Here is a 250-nt window from a genome sequence, read left to right on the forward strand (position 1 = left end):
ATGCCGAACAGCACCGGGATGGACTTGCCGCCCTGCGCGGTGTACATCGAGGCTTCGTAGAATGCATCGGCCAGCGCCAGACATTCGGCGGGCTTGGCGTCATAGCGGCCGCCCGGATCGGAGTTGCCGCCGGCAAGGATGGAGCCCAATCGAAACCTGCGCACGTCATCCGGCGTGATGCAGGCGATGTCGCCCTGCACCAGCTGGCCGACTTTTTCCTCGACCGTCATGCCGGCCATCAGCTCGGTGA

1 protein-coding gene is annotated in these 250 nt (G+C 64.8%); it reads right to left on the minus strand.

The annotated features are described in order from the left end of the window. A partial coding sequence (locus tag ACQG3P_RS21120; protein WP_426806146.1) for a hypothetical protein occupies positions 1-250 on the minus strand: 250 nt, incomplete at both ends.

This window comes from Stenotrophomonas sp. SrG (assembly GCF_050031795.1).
Classification (GTDB): Bacteria; Pseudomonadota; Gammaproteobacteria; order Xanthomonadales; family Xanthomonadaceae; genus Stenotrophomonas; species Stenotrophomonas rhizophila_A.